This window comes from Salipaludibacillus keqinensis (assembly GCF_003226325.1).
GTDB classification, from domain to species: domain Bacteria; phylum Bacillota; class Bacilli; order Bacillales; family Salisediminibacteriaceae; genus Salipaludibacillus; species Salipaludibacillus keqinensis.
In genome coordinates, this window is the sequence record NZ_PDOD01000002.1 from 739,482 (window position 1) to 757,266 (window position 17,785).

Sequence of the window (17,785 nt, forward strand, 5' to 3'; positions counted from 1 at the left end):
TTAAACATCATCAATAAAGTTTTTGAAATTGTTCGATCAGCTTAACAGTAAGAGGACGATTGCTCGGCAATTTCGCATCATCTACTTGTCGAATAGGCATAATTTCCATGTTCGTACTGGAAATAAAGGCTTCATCTGCATCATACAAGAAATTCACATCAAACGGTTCTTCCACGGCTTCAATTTCCAAATCAGCAGCGAGATCAAGGATGATTTGTCTTGTGATCCCGTGTAGAATTCCCTTTAAAGCAGGATAGGTATACAACTTTTCATCCTTAATGACAAAGACATTGGTGCTACATCCTTCTTTTACAATTCCGTCTTCATGGAATATGGCTTCTTCACAATCATTCACTTTAGCTTTTTGCTTAGCCATGACGTTAGGAAGCAAATTCAGCGATTTAATGTAACAATTCTTCCATCTGACATCTTCGGTCGTCATCACTTTCACGCCTTGTTTCCGAAGGTCTTCTGGAATGACTTTGGCCTGTTTCACCGTCATCGTAAAGACCGAACACGCGGGATCTGGATAAAAGTGCTGACGAGGATGAATGCCACGGCTTATCTGCATGTAGATTTCTGCATCAGCAAGCCCCGATCGTTTCAATCCTTCGTCACAGAGAGACTCAATCTCTTTCATGGAATATGGTAATTGAAGTTCAATGGCATCGGCACTTTTTTGCAGCCTCGTTAAATGTTCCTTCATAAAGAAGGGCTTTCCGTTATAAACACGAATCACCTCGTAGATTCCATCCCCAAATTGATGGGCCCTTTCTTGAATAGGAACGACTTTTTCATCCATGTCTACAAAGGCATCCTTATAATAAGCAATTTCAGGCATCTCTTACACCTCCCGATAATTTTACAACTGCATAATTAGAGGAGCAGGAGGTGTTGTAAGCCTCCTGCCTGACTCTTTATTTCTTTAATTCGTTGATACGAGCTTGAACTTTTTCTTTTTGTTCAAGGTAGTCTTTTTCTTTCGCTCGTTCTTCTTCCACAACCTTTTCAGGAGCTTTTTTGATAAACCCTTCGTTACCTAATTTCTTCTGAACTCGAGTCACTTCCCCATCCAAGCGCTTTAACTCTCCTTGGAGACGCTCAACTTCGGCATCTAAGTCTAACAGACCTGCTAAAGGCATGTATAACTCTACCCCTGAGAGAACCGAACTCATAGATTTTTCAGGAGCAGTTAAATCAGAAGCAATCGTTAATTCGCCTGGGTTACAAAACTTATCTAAATATTCTCTTCCGCGTTCAAGCTGCTCTAAAACTTCAGTTGAGTTCGCTTTTACGTAGAGAGTGATCTCTTTACTCATGGGAACATTCAATTCAGAACGTGTATTTCTTACTGAACGAATGATTTCCTGCAATAGTTGCATATCTTTCACGGCCTGCTTATTCACTAGCTCTTCTTTTCTTTCTGGCCATGAGGCTACGGTAATGGACTCGCCTTCGTGCGGTAAATGCTGCCAAACTTCTTCTGTAATAAATGGCATGAATGGGTGTAGAAGCCGCATCGTTTGATCTAGCACGTAGGCTAACACCGAACGAGTAGTAAGCTTTGCTTCTTCATCTTCGCCGTTTAGCGGCAGTTTCGCCATTTCAATATACCAATCACAGAAGTCGTCCCAAATGAAGTTGTACAGTGCACGACCCACTTCCCCAAATTCATAAGCATCAATGAACTTTGTCACGTGTTCCGTCGTTTCTTGTAAACGGGTTAAAATCCACTGATCTGCGATAGATTTCTTGCCAGTAAGATCAATCTCTTCGTACTTCAGCCCATCCATGTTCATCAATGCAAAGCGAGACGCATTCCAGATCTTGTTACCGAAATTCCAGTTGGCTTCAACCTTTTCCCAGTAGAATCGTAAATCATTTCCTGGTGAACTGCCCGTACTTAAGAAGAAACGTAAAGCATCGGCGCCGTATTTGTCGATAACATCCATTGGGTCGACACCGTTCCCTAGTGACTTACTCATCTTTCGGCCTTCACCGTCTCGAACCAGTCCGTGGATTAACACGTCTTTAAATGGACGCTCCCCAGTGAAGTGCTGTCCTTGGAAGATCATCCGCGCAACCCAGAAATAAATGATGTCATAACCTGTTACAAGGGCGTCAGTGGAGTAATGCCGCTTGAAATCTGCTGCATCTTCATTGGGCCATCCCATCGTGGAAAAAGGCCATAGGGCTGAACTAAACCATGTATCAAGGACATCTTCATCTTGCTCCCAGTTTTCAATGTCTTCTGGTTCTGTACGACCTACATAAATTTCGCCAGTCTCTTTATGGAACCAAGCTGGAATTCGATGTCCCCACCAAAGCTGTCTTGAAATGCACCAATCACGAATGTTTTCGATCCAGTGCATATACGTTTTCTCAAATCGATCAGGAACGAAATTGACTTTTCCTTCTCCTTTTTGAAGTTCAATCGCTTGCTCTGCTAGAGGTCCCATCTTCACGAACCATTGCGTAGATAAATATGGCTCCACGACAGCTCCGCTTCGCTCAGAATGTCCAACGCTGTGAGGGTGCTCTTCAATATGGAATAACACGCCTTCTTCTTGAAGATCTTTCACGATTTGTTTGCGACATTCGAATCGATCCATCCCTTGATATTTTCCTGCGTTCTCGTTCATTTTACCGCCTTCATCCATGACAAGAACTCGTTCTAAGTCATGACGATTTCCTATCTCAAAGTCATTCGGGTCGTGAGCTGGTGTGATTTTCACGGCTCCTGAACCAAATTCCATATCTACATAGTCGTCTGCAACAATTTCTATTTCTCGACCAATAATCGGAAGGGTGACCTTTTTACCGATGAGATGTTTATATCGCTCGTCTTCAGGGTGAACAGCCACAGCCGTATCTCCTAGCATTGTTTCAGGTCGAGTCGTTGCCACTTCAATATGGCCAGAACCGTCAGCCAATGGGTACTTCATATGATAGAAGCCACCTTGAACATCCTTGTAAATCACTTCAATATCGGATAGGGCTGTTTTCGTTTCAGGATCCCAGTTAATAATGTACTCTCCACGGTAGATTAAGCCTTCTTCATATAGTCTTACAAACACTTCCCTTACAGCATCAGACAAACCTTCGTCCAACGTGAAGCGTTCCCGGGAATAGTCAAGAGAAAGGCCCATCTTCGACCATTGTTCACGAATAAATTCCGCGTATTCACTTTTCCATTCCCAAGATTTTTCCAAGAATTTCTCTCGGCCAAGATCGTAACGTGATATGCCTTGTTCCTTTAATTTCCCTTCAACTTTCGCCTGGGTCGCAATGCCAGCATGGTCCATGCCAGGCAGCCATAAAGCGTCGAACCCTTGCATCCGCTTCACACGCACGAGAATGTCTTGCAAAGTTGTATCCCATGCATGACCTAAATGAAGCTTTCCTGTCACGTTCGGTGGGGGAATTACGATCGTATAAGGTTCCTTGTCTTTGTCTCCTGTTGCCTCAAAAAACTTTCCATTTACCCAATATGGGTACCACTTTGCTTCTGTTGCTTGTGGATCATACTTCGGTGGCATGGATACTTGCTGTTGTTCTTCTGCCAATTGAAACGCCTCCTTTTATTGTCCAATGCTTATTTAAACACACAAAAAAACCCCGTTCGTCAAAGGACGAAGGGAGTTGAATCCTCGCGGTACCACCTTTGTTTACAGAACAACACTTACTTTCCCTTCTCCTGAAAAAAAGAAGAAGACTTTGTTGAACTGTACACTCAAAGCGATAACGGGGCTGATCCGGCGATCACTACTGCACGAAGCCTGTTCATGATCACAACTCCAGGGCGACTTTCCATCTTTACATCCAAGAAAACCTTTCAGCAAGTGCCTGTGACACTGGTCTTCCTCTCTAGTGGGTTCGAGATGTACTCCTCCCTTTCAACATTTCACTATTCTTATCAAATATAGTCTTTATTTTACCTCGACTTATCATGAGAATCAACAATGAGTTTGTTTACCTTTCGTTTTTCATTAAGGAGCAGCTACTTTTAAATGATTTGGCTCCAGTGAAAGATAAAAATGCATTGCTCGTTACTCTATCATGTTTGGAGGAAGATCAACACTTCCTTTACACAAAGGTCCAAGATTTTTAATAGTATTGCCACCATTCTGTCTTACTAAACGATCTATGTAGTTTGTAAACACCTAATCCTCCTCATTCGCATAGTTTATGATAACTGTACCGAAAAGAAAGGGGCGAAACCAGTGAAGAAATTTACCCATCACCGGATGGCTCGATCATTTAAAAACAGTTGTCGGAAACAAAAAGTGCATTGGCGCTTCCAAAGGGTTATCGACCTATTTTACCAATTGTTACTTCCGCTGATCATCTTTCAACTCATTCGAACACTTCTTTTGCCAACGACATTTGATGTGATTATCTTAACAATTTTCGTTCTGTTGTATATCCTTTACTGGCATTCTTGACTCTTCATTCCCTTCGATAATTATCAGACCATTTCATAGAAAAAAACGGATCACTCACCGTGAACCGTTTTGTCCTTTAGGATTCATCCTTAAACACCACGTTCATAAACCGGTGGATCCGATTCATCGTTAATACTCTTCTCTCCAGTTGCATAACCATTTGAAGTTCTGACTTCGTTCGGCCAGCTTGCCGGTAATGATCAATCATTCTATAAATATTTTCTGGAAAAGTTAAATAGCTCATAAATAAATGCCGTTCTTCATCAAAAAAGGCAAAATGCTTTTCATATAAGTTCAGCCAATGGTGTCCTTCCACTTCGTCCCAAGGTCGTGATTGGAAAAAGTGTCTAAATAGCATCGCTAAATCCCTAGCCGGTGTGTCAAGTACGGCTCTCTCAAAATTCAGAAAGTAAGCTGTGCCATACTCATCATAGCATGCATGACTCCGTTTCAACCGACCATGACAGAGCACACTTCGAGAACTCTTTTTTTCATTTGCCTTCTCAAGCCATAATTCCAATTGTTCTTCTGCTTGAAGGGCCATGAATTTAATTCGTTCGAAATGAGTTAACAACGTCAATTCAAATGGAGAATAATACGTATGTTGTTCAATTTCGTCTACATATTTATCAATTTCCAATTTCCGGAGGTCCCATCTTTTTTTCAGCAATTGAGAAGACTCATCCAGCGAGTCTGCTGCGTAATCTTGCGTCTTTTCAGTTAAACTGTGTAACTTAGCCACTTGTTCCACCAGCGTATCTTCTGGCTGGACAGGGTTGCGAAACTGTTGATGATCCTCGTACCAAGGCATGAGATAGTAAATGAATTGACCATCTGTTACCGTATAATCCCCGTATTTATTCGGGAGTACCGGAACCACATAAGGAAAACCAATTCGCTCAAGCCTTCGCATGACGTTAATAAACCAGTCTGCTTCACTTTTTTTCATCGTCGTTTTCTTTAAAGCAAAGGTGCCATAATTCGTTTCAACCTTTTGGACCTTTCCAATATGTTCTACCTTTTCAGGGTAAAGATCATATTGAAAGAGGACAGCGCCCGTGCTTTGATTAGTTAATTTGTTCATAGTGAACCTTCTCCTTCGCTTCTTCTAACCAATGAACAAATTTTGCTACGATCTTTTTTGACACATCCCATTGATTTGAAAGAGCAACATATCGCTTTTCTACTTCATCATCATTTCTTGTTTTGTTAAACCAACTGGCGAATTCAACATATTCTGTCGGATAAACGAGGCGAGATAACAACAAGAGGCCGTTTTCATTTTTTAAAGGAAATGACTCATTTAAGCCGTTGAAAACAAGGTCAAGACGATCTTCTCCGTAGTTCTCTACCCACTTTCTTAAACACGAGCAAAGAACGTCCACAGAAGGCTTTAATTCCGTCCCTTTATTTTCCCAGAACAGCTGTCCATCAATTTCCTTTGCTTGACTAAAAGATTCTATTGCAAGCACCCTCTGCATCTGACCATCTACTTCAACACTTCTTGCTAATCCATCAGCTTTTTTTTCTCGCTGTCTCGCTTCTTTTCTCATCTTTTCTAACACTCTAAAACGAGGGGTTGATGAAGGAAAAGGAACGTCAATGAACGCTGATATACGCTCCTTTGATTGGTTTACAGGTGGATCTGTTTCCTCTATTGGAACTAAAACATAGTTACCGAGGAACTGACCCATTTCCTCGGGATAATCTGAAACAGGGAACGATGAATCAACGACATCATGAAGAGTCATCCAGCCTGCCTCTATAGGTATAGCTTTGTCTCCATTAACCGTTTGGATCATTCGATCTGTTAGAACTCCGGCGTGCTCTGCAAACCGATCTCGCCATTGCATATGATGCTTCATTTGTTCCTCGTCTGTCCAAAGGTGTAGAGCTTTAATTCCTCTTTCGGTGTTTATGAACTTATTTTTCTCGAGCCATTCTACTTGCTGAAAAGGAAAGTGACTCTCAATATGATGAAGCTCAATCATCTTCCTTCCCCCCTATCTGGATGAAGACGATTTACGTACAGGAATATACAAGAGTTGCCCTTCTGACACTTCCTCATCCTTAAGCCTGTTCACCCTCATTAGATGGCTTACCTCTAGAGAATAACGATTCGCAATGACATCCAGTGATTCTCCCTCTTGAATGATGCACATCCTAAGCTTGGAGTAACCTTCTTCCTCACGGTCTGAGAGCATTTTCGTTAAATAGAGCGCATTTTCACTTTCTTCCTCTTGGTCTTCTTCTACATCTCTTTCGCTGTTTTTAGAGTCTTCTTCCTCTGCATCTGTCGTATTCTCAATCACATTCGCTTCTTCACCATAAAGATCGTGACGTTGGTCTTCTTCGAACTCATTGTAATCTGACGCTTCTGCTTCTGTTTTCACTTCATCCTTAACACTTAACTTATTATCTGATGCTTCAGAGCGAAAGCTCACCCTCGGCTCATGTTGATGAACTTCTTCTTCATACTCTTCCTCCACCTCTGGAATAAATGATTCTTCCCGCTCATCATCAAATTGGTCTTTCTTTTGAGCATAAAAATCTTCAGGAACTGCCGCATCGTTTACTTCATCATTATCATACACGTCAGTATAGCCTTTCTCCGTTCGGACTTGCTCAAAAGAGAATGAACGTCCTTCTAAGTTTTCAAATTCTTCATCGTTCTCCTCTTCATTAGAGTTATCTTCCTCCGATCGCACTCCTGTAATCGACAAGTCCGCATTGATTTCAAGACATTTACTGTCAGGCAGCTGATAATCAAAGTTGGTTACAAACAGGTTGACATCTTCCATGCTGTTGATTCTTTCTTTAGGAATGGTTACATCAATTGGGAACTGTCGATGAACTTCCTCGATCACTCCTTCCATATCAGATACCTCGTCAACTGATCGAAAGTCTGCTCGGTGAGCTAAAGACGCATTAGAATCATCTTCTTCTACTTCTTCTACCGGACTACGGTACTCCCCAAGCAACTGGAGAACCCCTCTAACAGATACTTCCTCTTCCCCCTCATGAATCGTAATTTCTGGTTCTAATGACAATGATATTAGCTCATCCACTCTTTTCCCCCGGTCAAGCCAAACCGATTCTTTCATAGAAAAAGATAATGATGAAGATTCTTCATATGCCAATGTGATTCCTCCTCTTCTGAACAAACATAAATGAACAATTCTCTAGTGCCTGTGCTCTTAGTGTACGAACAAAGGCTCATACAATAGACTACTATGAAAAAAAAGGTTTAATTATGCCTGTGGAGAAGAATTTTAGACTTGGAGGAAGCCGTCAGCTCGTTTTTTGTTCGTCTTTCGCTTATCAAAAGATTCAGGCCAAGGATACCGTTTTGAAACACGGAGGCTTACGTATTCTTACAAGTTCTGTTGTTCTTGGAAGAGTCGAATAAAACGAAGGTGGGAAGCTCTAATTTTATTAGGAAGCTCGTTCATCTCAAAAAATTTAAGATCTAGCGTCTCTTCTAAATCGATAGTTAACTCTCCGGAAAATTGATTGGTCGTAAATAATAACGTCACAGCGTAATATGGATCACCGTTTGGGGCTTCCACATAATAATCTTTCCCTGAAAAAGTATCAAACTTAACTAAGTCCTCTTTATTTATAGTTAATCCTGTTTCTTCTTTCACTTCTCTCATAGCCGTTTCTTCAAAACTTTCGCCGACTTCCATGAGGCCACCAGGCAACCCCCAATCGCCATCATCACGTTTTTGCAACAACACGCGTTCCCCTTCATAAATAATCACTGCTGCTCCTGGGAGAATTAGCGTTTCGTTTCCAACATATTTTCTTAACGTTTGATAATAGCTCATATCTAAACACTCCATTTCAATGTATATTCTTTCGTTTGTTTCATTCAACTATGAATATTGCTTTTTTCCATAGAAAGATTGTGAATTTCTCAAGGGAATGTAACGATATCGAATCCCATTCCCCACCTATTAAGGTCAATCATGTATAATTTTAACAAGAACCGCTTTTCAAAGACAGGAGGATCTTCGTGCCAATTAAACGTTCTACTGATTTTAGTCATATTGTTCGCTCCATGAAAAGCGAAAACGCCCTTCCGTTAATGGAGTGGCTTACGTTGAAGAAAGAAATCATTTATGGAATTGGACGAGCCTATTTTCATCAAAACAAAGAGATCGAACTCTCGGTCGCTCAATCGATTCAGCTTGCAATAGATAACATTGATTCGTATGTAAAGGACCAAGCTTTCGAACATTGGTTTATAAAACTATTCGTTGATGAATGCGAAAAACTCCGGACGGTTGACTTATCCGACACAAATAAGAAAGAAATGAAAGAATTGCTCTCCTTTCTAAATATACCTACGAGACAAATGATCGTTTTAAAGCATTTTGGTGGCTACTCTTACGTGGAAATTAGTAAAATTCTTAACCAGTCCGAGCATGCCGTTAAAAGGCATGTCTACAGGGGATTTAAATATATTCGAGCGTGTTATTAAAATGAGGTGTAGCTATGAATTGTGAGACGTGCCAAAGCCTTCTGTTAGATTACTACGATCAAAACTTAGCCAAAAGAAAAAACCATCAAATAGACCTTCACCTAGCTCAATGTGCAACGTGTTCAGAAGAACATGCAGAATTATCTAAAGTCATCAATGATTTTACTTTAGAAGTGGAAGCCATCCAAACTCCAGATGAGTTTATAGAGCAAGTGCAGTCCAAGCTCCCTTCAGAGATCGTCACTGTTAAACCGCCATTAAGCTTGAAATACAAAGTTGGCCTGCCTGTCATTATGGGATGTTTGTTATTTATTCTCGCATTGTTTACGTCTCCAAGCTTTTACTATACTGTTTTAGATGTCACGTCTATTGAATACGATTCGTTGGACCGAACCATCGCTGAAGGCTATGGAGAGGACTTGCATCTTGTTGAAGAACAGAGCGGAATACAAATCACCATAACGGAAGTCGTGGCGGATGAACTAGCTACCCACATTTACTATGAGCTTGAGAATGTAGAAGGGGACACAAATCACTCTATTAATGCCATGAGTGACATTAATATAGAAAACGTAGAAGAAATATGGTCAGACTTGAATAAATCCCGAAATTCCTCGAACTACTACAAACATAGAGTAGTAAATAAAAACCTCTCAGCTAAAGAGAATAGGCAGAGAGGCAGACTTGAACTTCCTCCGATCGACAATAAGGAGACGGAGATACAACTTACGATTGACTCGTTATTAGAACTTCCTGATGAGGATTTAGTGGAAGAATCCACTGATGCCTTTCAAGATTATATAGGAGAAACTTATGGGCCATGGTCGTACGAGATCCCTATTCAAAGATCTCAAATCTCGGAGTATGACCTTTCTAATCAAACGGTCGAGGTTGAAGGGACCGAATTTACATTATTAGGATTAAAGACGGGTCCGACTAGCACCCATTTAGAGTACAGGAAAGATTTTGATATTTATGAACCTTCTATTCATATGCATATGTTTACCCCAACAGCATTATATGTAGGTAACGAGCGCGCTGGCTTCTCTAATTGGAATCAACGATTCACTCATTTTTCTTGGGAAGATACGAGAGATGAAATTGTTGTGTTCGAGCCTATTTTATTTCAGAATATAAACAACCTTGAGGTTAGTTTTGAGTTTTTACAACAAAACGTAGATACATCGATGGTGATCGATTTGAATAAAGAGCAATCCTTTCCCTTTGAGGTCGATTTCTTAGAAGGTCAACTCACCATAGATGAATTCACTAATGAGCAAGATCAAGTATCGATTCAAGTAACAGATGAGTATATTGAAGGGCGTACGCACGAAAACTTGTTTATTTATGGGATGTCCAACGGACGTAGACAGGATTCTTTTTATCCTTCTTCTAGGATTGTAGTAGACAAACTCGGAGAAGAGTATCCTTTCCAGCTTATTATACATCAGTGGGATTTACTTGATGAACCTCGTCACTACACTACTGAATATCAAGACTTGAACAACAAATCAGTAGATGTCGATCAACTACGAATTGACGGCTATGTAGAAACCATCCCCCTAGATGAAATATTCGCGATTGAAAACATTCAGGAAGTTCAAGAATAAACAACAAAAAAAGTCCTCCGCTCGAGCGGAGGACTTTTCATCTATTTTTCTTCTCTAATTGTTGCAAAGGCCTTTTCTGCCGCTTCTATGGTACGATCAATATCTTCTTCAGTATGCTTCGTTGATAAGAACATTCCTTCAAATTGAGAAGGTGGTAAAGAAACTCCATTCTCAAGCATAAGCCGGAAATACTTCTTAAACATATCTAAATCCGAAGAGGAAGCCGTTTCAAAATTAACGACCTTTTCATTCGTTAAGAAGAAACCGACCATGGAACCTGCTCTCGTCACATAATGAGGGATATCGTATTTCGCAGCGGCCGCTGACATTCCAGTCGCTAGTCGATCCCCTAGTTGGTCAAAATGCTCATAACTTTCAGGTGAGAGTTGTCGAAGGGTTTCATACCCAGCAGTCATGGCGAGTGGGTTACCTGACAGCGTTCCTGCTTGATAAATATCCCCTGCTGGGGCAATTCGCTCCATAATCTCTCGCTTGCCACCAAATGCTCCCACAGGTAAACCGCCACCGATCACTTTACCAAGACAAGTTAAATCAGGGGTCACGCCAAGTTCTCCTTGCGCGCAATGGTACCCGACACGGAATCCCGTCATGACCTCATCAAAAATCATTAATGAACCATGATCTTCCGTGATCGACCTTACTCCTTCAAGAAAACCGGGCTCCGGTCGAACAACGCCCATGTTTCCTGCAACTGGCTCCAATATCACTGCAGCAATATCATCACCAAAGTTTTCAAAGGCAAGTTTCAAACTGTCAAGGTCATTATATGGCACTGTTAACGTGTTAGAAGCAACAGATTCAGGTACACCAGGGCTATCAGGCAATCCAAGTGTTGCCACACCTGAACCTGCTTTAATTAACAGAGAATCTCCATGGCCATGATAGCAGCCTTCGAATTTGAGAATTTTATTTCTTCCTGTATAACCACGGGCAAGACGTAACGCACTCATTGTTGCTTCAGTCCCAGAGTTAACCATCCGAACAACTTCAATGGAAGGGACCCGTTCAATCACTAATTCAGCAAGCTTCGTCTCCATTTTATGTGGAGCACCAAAACTCGTCCCTTTTTCAGCTGTTGTTTTAATCGCTTCAATCACTTGATCATCGGCATGACCGTGAACGAGAGGTCCCCAAGAAAGAACATAATCAATGTATTCGTTTCCGTCCACATCCCAAATGTGTGATCCTTTGCCGTGATCCATATAAACAGGGTCCATATCTACTGACTTAAAGGCTCTTACTGGACTATTTACACCGCCTGGCATTAGAGGTTTCGCTTCATTAAATGCTTGTACTGATTGTTCCCATTTCATCACTTCGTCCACCTTTCTATTTATCTTCATTGAGCCATTTGGCTACGTCTTTAGCAAAATAGGTTAAAATAATGTCTGCACCTGCTCGTTTCATGCTCGTCATTTTTTCCATCACGATCGCCTTTTCATCGACCCATCCATTCTGAGCAGCAGCCTTGATCATCGAATATTCACCACTCACATTGTAGGCAACAACTGGAAGGTCGTGACGATCTCTAACATCACGGATAATATCTAAATAGGATAAAGCGGGTTTAACAATAAGATAGTCAGCCCCTTCGTCCACATCAGATTGTGCTTCTCTAAATGCTTCTCGACGATTTGCTGGATCCATCTGATATGTCTTTCGATCACCTGATTGAGGGGAACTGTGTGCTGCATCTCTAAATGGCCCGTAGAACGCTGAAGCGTATTTGACAGCATAGCTCATGATCGGAATGTTGTGATAGCCGGCCTCATCTAATCCTCGACGAATGGCAGCTACAAACCCGTCCATCATGTTAGATGGGGCGATAATATCCGCTCCTGCTTCAGCTTGAGATACGGCTGTTTTGGCTAACAAATCAAGAGACTCATCATTGATAATTTCACCATTCTCCACGACGCCGCAATGTCCATGATCGGTAAATTGGCACAAGCACGTATCAGCTATTACCGTGAGCTGGGGGTGCCGCTCTTTAATTTGACGCGTTGCAGATTGTACGATCCCATTATGATCATAAGCGCACGTTCCCTCGGCATCTTTAGAAGCTGGGATCCCAAAAAGAATGATTGATTCGATTCCCAATTCTACTGCTTCATCTACTTCTTCATTGATTAGGTCTAAAGAGCGTTGGTATACTCCTGGCATGGATGGAACTTCATTCTTGATCTTTTCCCCTTCCAACACAAAAAGTGGATAGATCAGGTCTTCCTTTCGTACATGTGTCTCACGAACGGATGCACGAATACTTGGCGTGCTGCGTAACCGGCGGTGCCGGCGAAATTCTAATTCAGACATGAATGACTTCCTCCTCTAAATGTTCTCACGATACTCTACTAATTTGGATAATACTGCATCCAAAGTAAATTCATTTGGAATAATCAGCTTTTCTATATCATAACGCGAAAGGGCTTCAGCTGTCACAACACCCACGGCGGCAAAGATCAGCTGAGAAGTTACATAAGGTCTATGCTCTTTTTCCAGTTGAGAGAAAAAAGACCGAACAGCCGACGGGCTAGTAAGCAGAATAACATCTAATTCCCTCCTGCCAACCAAGTCGTTCAGGCGCTTTTGTTGATCGGTGTTCGAGACTGTTTCGTAAGCTACCATATCAAAAATCTTTCGGCCAGATTTAGCCAGCCTGTCTGTTAACACATTTCGAGACTGACTACTTCTTGGGTAAAAGAATGTCTCTTCCGCAGAAGATTCTTCTATCAATGCCTCTGCTAAATGCTCTGCATCAAATTGAGCAGGAGAAAGAGCTGGCGAATATCCTTCTCTCTCCAATATTTTTCCTGTTTTTTTCCCTACGACGGCTATTTTTTTCGTTTGTAGGACATCCAAAAGAGAGTAGCCACATTCTTCTATAGCTTTACGTGTAAAGTAAAACCCATTCGCACTTGTAAAAATAACCCAGTCACATTGAAAGATCCCGTTCAGCTGGTTCGATCGTTTGTTTTTGTCTCTAGGTGATTGTATGGAAATGAGGGGAATTTCGATTGAAATTCCCCTCCGTTGTTTAATTGCATTTGTTAAAGAGGCAGCTTGATGAACAGCTCTTGTATTTAATATTCGAAGTCCTCGAAGTGAGCTCATCAGAAATCTCCCTTGAAATTATTCCAATTCTTCTTTGACTTTATCAAGTACTTCTTTTGCTCCCTCGTTCAGCATCTTCTCTGCTGCCTGTTTTCCAATCGCCACAGGGTCATTTCCCGTAACTGTTTCTTTAAAAATAGTTTGTCCGTCCGGGGAAGCAACTAAAGCGGTTAGCGTCACTTGATTATCCTTTTCTAACTGAGCATAACCTGCAATTGGTACTTGGCATCCGCCTTCAACGGTGTGAAGGAAAGACCGCTCAGCAGCTACTGTTCTTTCTGTTTCAGGATGGTTAATATGAGCAAGAAGAGATCGTAAATCTTTATCTTCTTCTCGACATTCAATCCCTAATGCTCCTTGACCAACGGCTGGAAGGCATATAGTCGGATCTAGAAATTCCGTCACGATGTCTTCTGTCCACCCAACTCGTTCTAGTCCAGCAGCAGCAAGGATAATTGCGTCAAACTCCTCTTCCCGGCATTTGCGTAACCTTGTGTCAATATTTCCTCGTATCCACTGAATTTTCAAATCAGGGCGCTGAGCAAGAACTTGCGCACTCCGTCTAAGACTGCTCGTTCCAACAATGGATCCTGGAGGTAATTCCATCAACGTTTCGCCACTATTGGAAATGAATGCGTCTCGTGGATCCACTCTGTCGGGAACAGCACCAATCACAAGCCCGTCAGACATTTCAGAAGGCAAGTCTTTCATGCTGTGGACAGCCATATCAATTTCACCGTCGTACATCGCTTTTTCAATCTCTTTAACGAATAGACCTTTTCCGCCTACTTTCGATAAGGTAACATCAAGAATTTTATCTCCTTTTGTCACAATCTCTTTGATCTCAAACTCATAAGGGAGGTTTAAAGCGTTTAATTGATCAATCACCCATCTAGTTTGAGTCATGGCTAAATTACTTCTTCTTGAACCTATTACTACTTTTCTCATGTAGAACCTCCGTTGTACTTATAAATATCTTTTATTCTAATCAACTTTCCCAATGACTGTCATGGGTTATGTATCTATCTACCAAATATGAAATTCTGAAAACGAACTGGATAAAAAGTAATTAATCAATAAGACTAGAAACGCAGCGATGTTTAATAGTGCTAAATTGTAGCCTCTCTTTTTCTTGACTTGATACTGAAATAAATATATCCCGTATACAATAAGAACAATAAAAGAGCTCAACACTTTTAAATCATACCAAGGGATCGTTTCAAACTTGATCCAAGCCCAAATCATCCCAAGAATAAGACCAATTAACATCAATGGAAATCCGATTAATGCGAAAATAAACGATCTCTTTTCTAGATTTGATAAATTTCCTGTTCTTGTCATCCGTTCTCCCCACCGTTTCTTCTTTAACATTTGATGCTGTAGAAAATATAGCATCGAAAAAGAGAACGATAAAGTAAACGTGGCATAGGACAGCAACAAGACGACCACATGAATAATCAGCAGTTCTAAAATAAATAATTCAGCTAATTGTGAAGATACATCGCCTGCTGGAGCAAAAATACTGATGGTCAGTACAGAAAAACCAATTAAATTGACGAAAAAAATAAGAAAATCCATCCGATACAATCGGTTAATAATAAGAGAGAACGTCACAAGAATCCAGGCATAGAAAAACATCCCTTCAAATATCGTCATAATTGGCAGACGACTATATTCAAGCGCTCTCAATCCTAAAAATACCAATTGTAAGATCCAGACAATAGAAAGCAACCAGAAGGCAATTCGATTCACCTTCTGGTTGTTTTGTATAAAATCAATAAAGTATCCGAGTACACTCAGACAATAAAATACGATGATGAGGATATATAGCAAATTTAAACCTAACATGCTCCAATCCCCTCTCTAGAAAGAGCGGGCGACCGCTTCGCTTTGCGCAGCCAATTTTGATTTCCGTTTCTGAATATTCCACTCTCGCTCAATTCTGTTGATCTGAATATCACAAGCTAACACATTTTCTTGTTTCATTAATTGTTCTTCAAGAGCAAATACTCTTGTCATATAAGCGAGCAATTCCTCTGAGTTTTCTTCTTCCGGTACTTCTTTTAGCGCCGTAATCGGATCACGCAGAAGCTGATTAATCACACTCTTCATATGTTTCCTAATAACCTTCTTTTCCCGATCAGATAGACTGGATAGTTTTCTTTCAAGACTTTCCATCGTATCAGATTGGATCGCTGTAGCCTTGTCACGAAGAGCAGTAATAACTGGAACAACACCTAATGTATCCAACCATTGTCCAAAATAAACTAGCTCTTCTTCAACCATAAGTTCAATCTTTTCAGCTTCTTGTTTTCTATCTTCAAGATTTGCAGCTACAATGCCTTGCAAATCATCTATATCATACAAGTACACATTATCAAGATCAGCAAGTTCCGGATCTAAGTCTCTAGGAACAGCTATATCAACTAGAAACAGCGGACGACCGTTTCTTTTCTTGATTAATTGCTTCACTTCTTCTTTATGAATAACATAATCTTTTGAACCTGTTGAGCTAATTAAAATATCCGTAGATTCAAGAGAGTTGTCTAAGTGACTAATATCTTCTGCTTTACCAAGAAATTTCTTCGCTAATTCCTCAGCTTTTTGTTTCGTTCTATTAATCACAGTTATATCATTTACCCCACTTGAAGACAAATGTTTTGCCGTCAATTCACTCATTTTACCGGCGCCCATAATTAAAACCTTTTTATCTTTAAAGTCACCGAATATTTTCTTGCCAAGCTCTACAGCAGCATAACTGACAGATACAGCATTTTCCCCAATCGCAGTATCGGAGTGCGCTCTTTTAGCAAGGGTAATCGCCTGTTTAAATAAGTGATTAAAGATGGTTCCAGTTGTTTGTTGCTTTTGTGCCGCTAAAAAACCTGTGCGAACTTGTCCAAGTATTTGTGTCTCACCTAAAATCATCGAATCGAGACCGCAGCTTACCCTGAAAAGGTGCTCAATCGCATGCTCATCTTCACGGATTTGCAAATAATGACTGAATTCTTCTTTTTCAATACCGAACCAGTCAGCAAGAAAAACTTTCGTATAATAACGACCTGTATGCAATTGATCTGCTACAACGTAAATTTCTGTACGGTTACAGGTCGAAACAACCACACATTCTAACACGCTTTTGGATTGGCGTAATGTTGTTAACGCTTCGTCAAGATCATCTTGGAAAGAAAATTTCTCTCGTATTTCTACTGGAGTTGTTTTATAATTCAAACTGGTTACTAGAATATGCATATGGTCACCCCCCTGACTTCAAACCGACATCTATTTTACATTGTTTATCTTAATATGACAAAAAATTGTTTTTGTACGTTTATGAATAACTCGTCTTATATTATAACATTTTTAATCTGAACACAATAAATCTAATGCTTTTTTTCTAGTGAAAACTTTGTGACAAGGCTGACAATGACTTCCTATGTGTGAAAATTATTCTATGTTTAAATGATATCTTGCCCTAAAAGACTGTTTTTAGTCACTTAATTCTGCTAAATCGAAGGAGCTACCCTTACTATGAAATCAAATCGGACACTACCTGGAGTGATGTTAATCATTGTGGGAATTTATTTTTTATCCCAACAGTTTGATTTTTCACTTCCTTATACAGATATTCTTCTTAAATGGCCTTCAATCCTATTATTCTTTGGCCTCGCCCTAACTTTTCAAGGTTTCTCAAACCGAGATGACCATAAAATGTTCTCAGGGATCGTTTTACTAGGTTTCGGGATATTATTTCACGCTATACATACATTTGAATATTGGAATTTTCAATGGCCCTATTTCACGTTAGTCATTGCCATCGCTTTTCTATGTAAATATTTTGTTAATAAACGAGACGGGGCTGCAACGGGAATCATTCTTTTGCTCATATCTGCATCTGCGTTGTTCTTCACTTCAATTATGGAGTGGCTTCATTCCATCCATCCAGCATTAGATTCTTATTGGTCAGTGATTCTTATTCTAGTAGGACTATACCTTTTATTTTTTCGTAAAAAATAGCTGTAATGTCACATTAACACAAAGTGAGCCCTTCAAGATGTGAAGTAGCTCACTTTTTTTGTGAAGGTTTTTGAATCAGATAACCTCTTTAAAAG

General features: G+C 40.5%; 16 protein-coding genes and 1 other annotated feature. Of the genes, 4 read left to right on the forward strand and 12 right to left on the reverse strand.

Going from position 1 to position 17,785, the window contains the following annotated elements:
• Positions 1–10: 10 nt before the first annotated feature.
• Positions 11–841, reverse strand: a complete 831-nt coding sequence (locus tag CR194_RS10890; protein ID WP_110609683.1) for an aminotransferase class IV — start codon at positions 839–841, stop codon at positions 11–13.
• A gap of 76 nt (positions 842–917) precedes the next feature.
• A complete protein-coding gene (locus CR194_RS10895; protein WP_110609987.1) occupies positions 918–3,539 on the reverse strand; it encodes a valine--tRNA ligase in 2,622 nt (873 codons plus the stop codon).
• Between the two features lie 86 nt (positions 3,540–3,625).
• Positions 3,626–3,909 (reverse strand) — a binding site (T-box leader).
• A 314-nt stretch (positions 3,910–4,223) separates the two neighbouring features.
• On the opposite strand from CR194_RS10895, the gene CR194_RS10900 reads away from it, so the two are divergent.
• Positions 4,224–4,445 (forward strand): hypothetical protein, encoded by a 222-nt coding sequence (locus CR194_RS10900; protein ID WP_332888667.1) that lies wholly within the window; start codon positions 4,224–4,226, stop codon positions 4,443–4,445.
• A gap of 76 nt (positions 4,446–4,521) precedes the next feature.
• Here CR194_RS10900 and ysxE read toward each other — a convergent pair whose 3' ends face one another.
• The 4 genes from ysxE to CR194_RS10920 form a co-directional block, all read right to left on the reverse strand.
• On the reverse strand, positions 4,522–5,529 hold the full coding sequence (gene ysxE, locus CR194_RS10905) for a spore coat protein YsxE (protein ID WP_110609684.1): 1,008 nt from the start codon (positions 5,527–5,529) through the stop codon (positions 4,522–4,524).
• The gene (locus CR194_RS10910; protein WP_110609685.1) at positions 5,513–6,436 is read right to left on the reverse strand and encodes a hypothetical protein; all 924 of its coding nucleotides are present in this window, start codon (positions 6,434–6,436) and stop codon (positions 5,513–5,515) included. Before CR194_RS10910 ends, ysxE begins: the two co-directional genes overlap by 17 nt.
• A 12-nt stretch (positions 6,437–6,448) precedes the next feature.
• Complete coding sequence (spoVID, locus tag CR194_RS10915) at positions 6,449–7,585, reverse strand: stage VI sporulation protein D (protein WP_110609686.1); 1,137 nt, start codon at positions 7,583–7,585, stop codon at positions 6,449–6,451.
• A gap of 234 nt (positions 7,586–7,819) precedes the next feature.
• Positions 7,820–8,275 carry an NUDIX hydrolase gene (locus CR194_RS10920; RefSeq protein ID WP_110609687.1) on the reverse strand — a complete coding sequence of 152 codons (456 nt, stop codon included), beginning with the start codon at positions 8,273–8,275 and terminating at the stop codon, positions 7,820–7,822.
• A 188-nt stretch (positions 8,276–8,463) separates the two neighbouring features.
• Here CR194_RS10920 and CR194_RS10925 point away from each other — a divergent pair, with 188 nt between their 5' ends.
• Positions 8,464–8,931 (forward strand): RNA polymerase sigma factor, encoded by a 468-nt coding sequence (locus CR194_RS10925; protein ID WP_110609688.1) that lies wholly within the window; start codon positions 8,464–8,466, stop codon positions 8,929–8,931.
• A gap of 14 nt (positions 8,932–8,945) precedes the next feature.
• Positions 8,946–10,541, forward strand: a complete 1,596-nt coding sequence (locus CR194_RS10930) for a DUF4179 domain-containing protein (protein ID WP_110609689.1) — start codon at positions 8,946–8,948, stop codon at positions 10,539–10,541.
• A 41-nt stretch (positions 10,542–10,582) separates the two neighbouring features.
• Here CR194_RS10930 and hemL read toward each other — a convergent pair whose 3' ends face one another.
• The 6 genes from hemL to hemA form a co-directional block, all read right to left on the reverse strand.
• Positions 10,583–11,875: a glutamate-1-semialdehyde 2,1-aminomutase gene (gene hemL / locus CR194_RS10935; protein WP_199228163.1), complete on the reverse strand. Its 1,293-nt coding sequence runs from the start codon at positions 11,873–11,875 to the stop codon at positions 10,583–10,585.
• 16 nt (positions 11,876–11,891) lie between these two features.
• The gene (gene hemB, locus CR194_RS10940) at positions 11,892–12,875 is read right to left on the reverse strand and encodes a porphobilinogen synthase (RefSeq protein ID WP_110609691.1); all 984 of its coding nucleotides are present in this window, start codon (positions 12,873–12,875) and stop codon (positions 11,892–11,894) included.
• Positions 12,876–12,890: 15 nt separating this feature from the next.
• Positions 12,891–13,673, reverse strand: a complete 783-nt coding sequence (locus CR194_RS10945) for a uroporphyrinogen-III synthase (RefSeq protein WP_110609692.1) — start codon at positions 13,671–13,673, stop codon at positions 12,891–12,893.
• A gap of 18 nt (positions 13,674–13,691) precedes the next feature.
• On the reverse strand, positions 13,692–14,621 hold the full coding sequence (gene hemC, locus CR194_RS10950) for a hydroxymethylbilane synthase (RefSeq protein ID WP_110609693.1): 930 nt from the start codon (positions 14,619–14,621) through the stop codon (positions 13,692–13,694).
• 78 nt (positions 14,622–14,699) lie between these two features.
• The gene (locus CR194_RS10955; protein ID WP_110609694.1) at positions 14,700–15,521 is read right to left on the reverse strand and encodes a cytochrome C assembly family protein; all 822 of its coding nucleotides are present in this window, start codon (positions 15,519–15,521) and stop codon (positions 14,700–14,702) included.
• Between the two features lie 15 nt (positions 15,522–15,536).
• A complete protein-coding gene (gene hemA / locus CR194_RS10960; RefSeq protein ID WP_110609695.1) occupies positions 15,537–16,925 on the reverse strand; it encodes a glutamyl-tRNA reductase in 1,389 nt (462 codons plus the stop codon).
• Between the two features lie 279 nt (positions 16,926–17,204).
• Between hemA and CR194_RS10965 the strand changes: the two genes are divergently transcribed.
• Complete coding sequence (locus CR194_RS10965) at positions 17,205–17,690, forward strand: LiaI-LiaF-like domain-containing protein (RefSeq protein ID WP_110609696.1); 486 nt, start codon at positions 17,205–17,207, stop codon at positions 17,688–17,690.
• Positions 17,691–17,785: the final 95 nt, after the last annotated feature.